The 8,329-nt window shown below is 42.6% G+C and carries 7 protein-coding genes and 3 tRNA genes; 1 reads left to right on the top strand and 9 read right to left on the bottom strand.

What is annotated here, in order from left to right:
* Window positions 1-71: 71 nt before the first annotated feature.
* Window positions 72-479, bottom strand: coding sequence for a hypothetical protein (locus tag EO117_RS05710; RefSeq protein WP_126939514.1), 408 nt, complete (start codon window positions 477-479; stop codon window positions 72-74).
* A 372-nt stretch (window positions 480-851) separates the two neighbouring features.
* On the opposite strand from EO117_RS05710, the gene prmA reads away from it, so the two are divergent.
* A complete protein-coding gene (gene prmA, locus EO117_RS05705) occupies window positions 852-1,787 on the top strand; it encodes a 50S ribosomal protein L11 methyltransferase (RefSeq protein ID WP_164727500.1) in 936 nt (311 codons plus the stop codon).
* A gap of 162 nt (window positions 1,788-1,949) precedes the next feature.
* On the opposite strand, the gene EO117_RS05700 is transcribed toward prmA, so the two are convergent.
* From EO117_RS05700 to EO117_RS05665, 8 genes are all read right to left on the bottom strand, one after another.
* A complete protein-coding gene (locus tag EO117_RS05700; protein WP_240632590.1) occupies window positions 1,950-2,888 on the bottom strand; it encodes an RluA family pseudouridine synthase in 939 nt (312 codons plus the stop codon).
* Between the two features lie 65 nt (window positions 2,889-2,953).
* Window positions 2,954-3,029, bottom strand: a tRNA-Val gene (locus EO117_RS05695).
* Window positions 3,030-3,032: 3 nt separating this feature from the next.
* Window positions 3,033-3,107, bottom strand: a tRNA-Glu gene (locus EO117_RS05690).
* A gap of 5 nt (window positions 3,108-3,112) precedes the next feature.
* Window positions 3,113-3,188, bottom strand: a tRNA-Asn gene (locus EO117_RS05685).
* Window positions 3,189-3,247: 59 nt separating this feature from the next.
* The gene (locus EO117_RS05680) at window positions 3,248-4,447 is read right to left on the bottom strand and encodes a P1 family peptidase (RefSeq protein ID WP_126939512.1); all 1,200 of its coding nucleotides are present in this window, start codon (window positions 4,445-4,447) and stop codon (window positions 3,248-3,250) included.
* Window positions 4,448-4,722: 275 nt separating this feature from the next.
* A complete protein-coding gene (locus EO117_RS05675) occupies window positions 4,723-5,796 on the bottom strand; it encodes an iron-containing alcohol dehydrogenase family protein (protein ID WP_126939511.1) in 1,074 nt (357 codons plus the stop codon).
* Window positions 5,797-5,947: 151 nt separating this feature from the next.
* On the bottom strand, window positions 5,948-6,904 hold the full coding sequence (locus EO117_RS05670; RefSeq protein ID WP_126939510.1) for a 2-hydroxyacid dehydrogenase: 957 nt from the start codon (window positions 6,902-6,904) through the stop codon (window positions 5,948-5,950).
* Between the two features lie 65 nt (window positions 6,905-6,969).
* Entirely contained in the window at window positions 6,970-8,328 is a 1,359-nt protein-coding gene (locus tag EO117_RS05665; RefSeq protein ID WP_126939509.1) for a PFL family protein, read from the bottom strand.
* Between the last annotated feature and the right edge of the window lies 1 nt (window position 8,329).

The raw sequence follows: 8,329 nt of genomic DNA, 5'->3' as shown, positions 1-8,329 counted from the left end.
TTTAGCACTATAATCATACCACGAAATCACTATGGATTTTTTATATTCAATTGTTCAATTTCATTATACAATTAACCTTGTTTATATTTTTCGATAATACTGTGAAATCGCAAAGGTCGGTTACTATCAAACTGTTCCAAGGAATCCTTGATTTCGCGTCGACTACTACGAACCCCCTCGATATCATTACTTGATTTTATCTCATCTACTAGAAAACTATTCATGAGATGATTCAGCAACACATTAGGTAATGGTTGGAGTTCTTTAATAAACTCTGCTGTTTCCTTGTAAATGCACAATACTAAGCTCATCATTTCAGGGGCATAGCAATAAAACGCAGGAAATGATACTTTTCGATTATATTCTTTGATAGCAATTGGCAAATGTACGGTAAACTCATGTTTGAACCGATCTTCATAGCGTTTCTTCCAATCTACTTCAGATTTTCTATATAGTTTGTACAGCGATTCATATTTCATAGGTCCCTCACTATTGAAAGAAACATAACTTTCTACATTTTCAATGGAAATTTTTGCACTTTTTGCAAACAAATTTTTCTTCAATGAAAAAAATCGTTATTTTTGCAAATGAAAGTAACCATCTTTGTATTACATAGCACTATATTTTTCGACTTCCTACAAGAAACAATTCTCCAAGCCATCCTTAGGCTCTATCTATGGGATTACTCCCCATAGAAACCTAGCTAGAAACTTACACGTACAATAATTCCTACACAATTTGGCTAAGCCCTTTCAGATGTGATACTATACTAGTAATATATAACCACTTATAATTACGTTATGTGTATATTATCTTACACTATATGTATGTTATATGTACGAGGTACTACAATGGCATGGCTAGAAATTACATTGACCACGACGCACGAAGCGTCTGAACTCATCACAGATACATTGCTCGCACTAGGCGCTGAAGGCGTCTACACGGAAGATCCCTATGAATTTGATCAACTCACAGACGATGGGTTTGGCATTATCAAACCGGACCGTGAGGAGCTCTACGATTCCTCTGATGTCACTGTGAAAGCTTATATAGACCCCGACCTATATGAGATTGACCAGTTAGAAACTCTCATCAAAAGTGAGCTCCAGCAATTACAAAGTACTTTCATCATGGATTTCGGTCCCCTCGCGCTGTCCATCTACATGGCTGACGAATCTGGTTGGGACGATTGGAAAACGCAATATCCACCCATCCCTATGACGGACAATCTTACTATTATTCCAGATTGGGTGGAGTATAGTCCTCGCGAAAATGAACACATCATTCGCATTGAACCTGGTATTGCCTTCGGCACTGGCGATCATCCTACCACAAGATTGGCAATCCAAGCGATGGCGCAATATCTCACTCCTGACAGTACGGTCTTTGACGTAGGCACGGGGTCTGGAATTATCGCCTTATCCGCAGGAGCCCTTGGCGCTCAATCTGTGATCGCCTTTGACCTAGATGAAACAGCCTCAACGAATGCTCGCAACCACGTGATAATGAATCAATTAGAATCTGTTGTGACTGTACAAACAAATAATTTATTGAAAGGCGTGACGGAAACCGCCTCTCTTATCGTGGCTAACATTATTACTCCCATCTTACTACGCTTATTAGAAGATGCGTATCGATGCCTAGAACCTAAGGGCGTATTCATTATGAGCGGCATCCAAGCCGGAGAAGAACAAACACTAATGGAGGCAGCCTCAGCCGTTGGATTTATCAATCTGTCTATCACCACAGAAAACAACTGGGTCTGCATTACGTGTCGTAAATAATGGTTTGTGCTGTGTTCATCTCATACAATAGAAAACTGACAAGTTCTTATTTCATGCAGAAAAACTAAATACGATATAGGTACTAAACACAACACAAAAAGCACGATTCTAATATTTGCGTGCAAAAAAGATAGTAACTACAGCTATAACAATATACCGCTATCATACTTCTACTACGATTTGTTCACCTGTTCGCATGTGATAACACACTAAACGATAGGCCCTAAGGGCAAACGTCTTGCCTATGTCTTCTATCTGTCCGTTCGCTGTATTCCTTACCTCTTGCTGTAAGCCTTTGTAATATTGTGCATCATCATTTTCCACTGTACTCTGTCTGGATTCCAACACACCCTCATCAGCATACAATGGGTCATGTACCAACGGATGTCCTATATGTGCCATAGTCACTCGAATTTGGTGAGTCTTACCCGTCCACAAGCGAATACGCACGTCTGTTGTATCTTCTGGCTCATCATAGTGTAGCACTTCGTATTCCGTTTTGGTCATCACACCCTCTGGGTGCACCTCTTGGTAGATTCCATCTGCACTTTTACGAATAGGTAGTTCTAGTACCTCACGCTCTTGTGCCAATCGCCCTTGTACCGTCGCTCGGTACCATTTTTCCAAGCGATTATTATCCATCTGCATTTGGTAAAAGTGTTGTGCCAATCCATGCTTCGCGACTACCACCAAGCCCGATGTATCTCTGTCTAAACGATTTAAAAATCTCACCTTTCCATAAATTTTATGTACTTTAAAATAGTAAGCTACTCCATTCGCTAAAGATACTTGCCCTTTCGAGTTCATCGTGATTCCCGATGGTTTGTCTACGATAAGAATATCTTCATCTTCATAGGCTATTGTTAAGGGCATTTCTATTGGGTCGTGATCGATACTCTCTTTTAGAGGGATAATTTCTAATACCATCCCCTCTGAAAGTCCCGATTTTGCCGTACACAGTTGCCCCTCCAATCGGACAGCCTTTGTACCGAAGAGTTCTTTCATCGTTTTCCGAGGAAATTGATGGATATCTAACCATTCCCCTAGCGTCTGTGCTATTGTATTTTCAATTGTATATGTTAACGTTCGTTTGTCTTTCATAGAAGTTCCATTTCATTAACGAAAGTATATAAAAAAGAACCACCCATTCGGATGGTTCTTAGCTATGGTGGACGATGACAGGATCGAACTGCCGACATCCTGCTTGTAAGGCAGGCGCTCTCCCAGCTGAGCTAATCGTCCATATGGTGACCCGTGGGGGAATCGAACCCCCGATACCGCCGTGAAAGGGCGGTGTCTTAACCGCTTGACCAACGGGCCTTGTATGGCTCCTCGAGTAGGACTCGAACCTACGACCGATCGGTTAACAGCCGATTGCTCTACCTGCTGAGCTATCGAGGAATAATACAAGAGTTATTATATAGCACTTTCATATAAAATGCAAGTATTTTTTATATATTTTAAATTTTCACTTCGTGTAAATCAATTATATTTGCTAAAAACTCGGAATGATCTACCCTACTAGCTCGCATAGCATCTTCGATGGCATCGCTCATTAGCTCTGCTGCCAAAGTGCCTACCACATTCACATCAGCTACTACTTCTTTTTCTATATTACAAGTAGACTGACTTTCAGCTATTCTCCTCAAACCATTTTGTATTTCAAAATGATGGTCATCGTTATTCCCATTAGCCCGTTTATTAGCATCATACTCTACTAATGTATCTGACTCAGACACAGAGAACGCATAGATAGTATCTCCATCAGACAAGGTCCCCACCGGTCGAATGGACCGTGCATATCCATTAGTAGCCATCATAGCAATCTTGGTTAATTCACCTTTAGTAAATGTAGCATTCGTCACGATGGCCCCGATGGTAGTGTTTCCTTTTTCCATGCCTAGGACCGCTTTATGTTGGGAATGACCATTCTGCAATGCCTCACTCCCCACACTAGATTTTACAGATTCACCTAATAGAGGTTTACTTTCACTATGTCCTTCATATTGGTCAAATATCAGCTGACAAGCATCCAATATGTTCTGGCGCCCTTCATCCATGACACCCCCTAGGGCATGTCCATGACGACCATACACATTGCCAAAGGCATTCACCACCACGACAGCGCCTACCACCAGGTCTCCTAACTTTGCCGCCGCATAACCGATACCGCCCTTCATGGCCCGTTCCATTCCGCACACCTTCCCTACGGTAGCCCCTGTACCAGCGCCTACATTGCCAGAGATCGGTTCCGTACTTGTGAAAGTCCTTTCACAAGCATCATACGCCATCTGTACTGTAGGTCGTGCATTAGGATTACCATACGATAAGTCGTAAATATCGCTTTGGCAAACAATAGGTACTACGCCATAGACTGTAGGAAAGCCAATATTCCGCTCTTCTAAGCATTGCATAACACCATCGCTAGCGCAGAGCCCAAAGGCAGATCCACCACCTAAGACCAAAGCATTCACCGGCGTGGGAGCCGTCGTTGGATCTAGGATGCCACTTTCACGTGCAGCAGGGCCACCTCCACTAATGTGTAGGCCTCCTTGTGCCCCTTGGGGAAAACGCAATACGGTCAAACCCGTTTTGCCCTCTGCATCTGTTGCATTTCCTACCTTTACAAACTCTATTTCATTCCATGATATTCGTTCCATAGTTCCCACTTATCCCTGTCCACCTATTATATTCCTACTCATGTATGAACTATCTATCCCATTTTATACAAAATTAGCCATACTAGTTGCCAATCCTATGAATTTGAATAATTCTACAAACCATCATCTCATTTATATTTACTATCTGTATTGGATAATCCCCACATTTAACTCATATTCCTAACATATACCATAGCTATTTTATTCATATTATAAACATACCTCCATCATAGCACAAACAGGTACCTCTTTCTACTAGAGATACCTGTTGATGATTAGTTATGTGTTTCTACTTTCAAAATAGCTTCAGTCAATAATTCTTCTGTTACTACATAAGGGCTGATGACTACATCACGGACAGAGGCCGCTTTTTTCACAATCATCGGAATATGGTCAGTTGTTAATCCCAATTCTGAAAGTTTTGTAGGCCAACCAATTTGACGGTACACTGGCAACCAACGAGCTAACTCATCATCTTGTTTATCTGTTGCAAACAAGACCAACAATCCGTAGGCTACCATTTCACCATGAAGGTGGTTTTCTTCTGTCTCAGGATCTTCAGCACAACCATAGCATACAGCATGAGCGATAGTACTATTGAAATCTCCTGGCATGCATCCAGATACAATGCCAGTTGTCAAAATCACTGCCATCACTAGTTCATCAAAGAGACGATTTCGTTCTCCTTGCTCATTTGCCGTAAGCGCTTCACGACCGTGAGCAAAAATTGGTTCCGCACACATCTTGGATAAGGCCAAACCAACTTGCACATTATACGACAAATCTCGGCCACGTGTAGCCATATGTGTTTCATAATGCTTCGCTATGGTATCACCCATACCTGCCCAGAAATAGCAGCTTGGGGCTTTCACCAAAATGTCTGCATCGATGAATGTATGCACTGCAGGACGTTTTAGGAAGGCTACGCTGTCAAATGTATGGTCCAAGGTATAAATGGCAATCGCCTCGGATGTAGCCGCACAAGTAGCGGCAATGGTAGGCACTGTGATGACAGGAATGTCCCCTAACGTTATACTCGTTAGTTTTGTAGTATCTAGGGCCTTACCTCCGCCGACACCAATTAAAAAATCTGCAGATTGTAATGTCTCTTTTTTAGCTAGCGCATCCGTTACAGCATAGGCACATTCCCCGCCAAAATGTACTACTTCTAATACTTCAACTCCCGCTTTCTCTAGGGCTGGTTGTAAGAAAGGTAATGCCACAGATAAAGATGTGTCTCCCCCAATAATGACAGTTTTCTTGCCTAACTGTTTCGTATAATCTCCTATTGTATCAAAAATTTCATGTCCCCCAAAGCTATAACTTGGTAGTGTATGTACAGGTCTCATCCAATCACCCTTTCTGTGAGTCCATATAGAATGTACTATTGTATATTAAAACGTAATACAAAGTATTATAGGACGATTGAAGGGAAAATGCAATCACTATAGGAGAACTATATACATAGTACTATGGTTATATGTCATATCTATGAACATTTTAACACACCCGATTTACAGGCTCCCCTTTCAAAAATGCCACAATATTATCCATCACGATGTGAGCCCGTGTGACAAAGGCCTCTTGGCTAGCAAAGGCAATATGCGGTGTTAATACTGTACGAGGTGCATCGCATAATGGATGGTCTGTCGGGATTGGCGGTTCTACTTCAAATACATCGATGCCTGCGCCACGTAATTTACCGGCATGCAAGGCTTTCGCCAAAGCTTCGTTATCCACCACAGGTCCACGCGCCGTATTGATTAACACGGCTGTATCTTTCATCATATCAATGCGTTTCGCATCGATTACATGGCGTGTCTCTTCTGTTAATGGTACATGTAAGGATAGAATATCTGCTTCTTGTACCACTGTGTCTAGGTCTGTAAAAGTAATCCCTTCTGCCGCTAGTTCAGGTTTTTCTGAACGGTTATAGGCGATGACCTTGCACCCAAATGCTTTTGCAATGCGTGCCACAGCACTACCAATCGCACCCGTTCCCACAACACCAAAGGTTTTACCGTGTAGTTCAAATCCAGGCAAACCATCTTTTGTTCCGCCTGTGCGTGTACGGTCATCACAAGGCAACACATTACGCATTACGGAAATAGCTAGCCCAAACACTAACTCTGCCACCGCTTGTGTAGAATAACCCGCTGCATTACTCACGATAACACCCTTTTCACGGCACGCATGCAAATCCACATGGTCAACACCTGTAAAAGCCACAGAAATAAATTCTAGGTTTGGACATTGGCGAATGATCTCCCCTGACAACGGTTGGTTCGCCAAGATAATGATAGACGCCTCACGAACACGGTCTAGTAACTTCACTTGGTCAGTTTCTTTCGTAGTATGCACGACTAGTTCATAGCCTTGTGCCTTGAAGGGTTTCGCTAAGGATTGTAATAACTCTTCGGATACCCCTAATGGTTCCATCACACAAATTTGTTTCATAACCTTACCTCACTATATTCTATAACATGTAACTACTATGGAAGATTCCACATAGTTTAGACTCATTAGTTCGTCAAACTTCGTACTGGTGCAGGAATGCGACCACCACGGCGAATGAACTCTTCTGAACTAAATGGATGGACCTTAATAATCGGTGCATACCCCAAGAGTCCACCAAATTCTACGACGTCCCCTACGGTCTTATTTGGCACTGGAATGAGTCGTACCGCGGTCGTTTTATTATTAATCATACCGATAGCTGCCTCATCTGCAATGATAGCAGAGATAGTGGCTGCCGACGTATCCCCAGGGACAGCAATCATATCTAGGCCCACAGAGCAAACACAGGTCATAGCTTCTAATTTATCTAAGGATAAACTGCCTAATGTAACCGCATCAATCATGCCTTTATCTTCACTGACAGGAATGAAAGCACCACTTAATCCACCTACGTGAGAGGATGCCATAAGGCCACCTTTTTTCACAGCATCGTTTAACAAGGCCAAGGCTGCCGTAGTACCATGGGTACCGCACGCTTCTAGCCCCATTTCTTCTAGTACATGTGCTACGGAGTCTCCTACAGCTGGTGTTGGCGCCAAGGAAATATCGATAATACCGAATTGTTTATTCAATCTACGTGACGCCTCTTGTGCCACCAATTGTCCTACACGAGTAATCTTGAAAGCTGTCCGTTTGATGGTTTCTGCCACCACATCAAATGGTTCGCCTTTCACAGATTCTAAAGCATGTTTCACCACTCCAGGACCACTGACACCCACACTAATAGTTGTCTGACCTTCTGTAACTCCATGGAAAGCCCCTGCCATGAACGGATTATCTTCTACAGGATTGCAGAAAATAACAAGTTTCGCACAGCCCAACGCATCCCTGTCTGCTGTGAGGCGAGCTGTTTCTTTCACAATGTATCCCATTTCAGCTACTGCATCCATATTGATGCCCGCCTTTGTGGAACCGATACCTACCGAACTACACACGATATCTGTCGTCGCTAACGCTTCAGGAATGGAGGCAATAAGCTTGCGGTCGCCTTCCGTATACCCTTTCGATACCAAAGCAGAGAAACCGCCGATGAAATTTACACCTACTGCTTTTGCGGCTTTATCTAAGGCACGAGCAATAGGCACATAATTTGGCAAGTTAGAAGCTCCACCAATTAAGGAAATAGGCGTTACAGAAATACGTTTATTAATAATAGGTACCCCTAATTCACGCTCTAACTCTTCCCCTGTTTTCACAAGGTATTCCGCTTCTTTTGTAATATGGTCATAAATACGAGTACACATGCGCTCCCCATCTTCCGAGATACATCCTAATAGGCTAATCCCCATCGTGATGGTCCGCACATCTAACTTATTATCTTGAATCATCCGATTCGTTTCTAAAATATTTTCAATACTTAACATA

Source organism: Veillonella sp. VA142 (genome assembly GCF_003992135.1).
Classification (GTDB): domain Bacteria; phylum Bacillota; class Negativicutes; order Veillonellales; family Veillonellaceae; genus F0422.
Note: the sequence above shows the minus strand (reverse complement) of the source record. Positions and strands in the feature narration are given on the sequence as shown.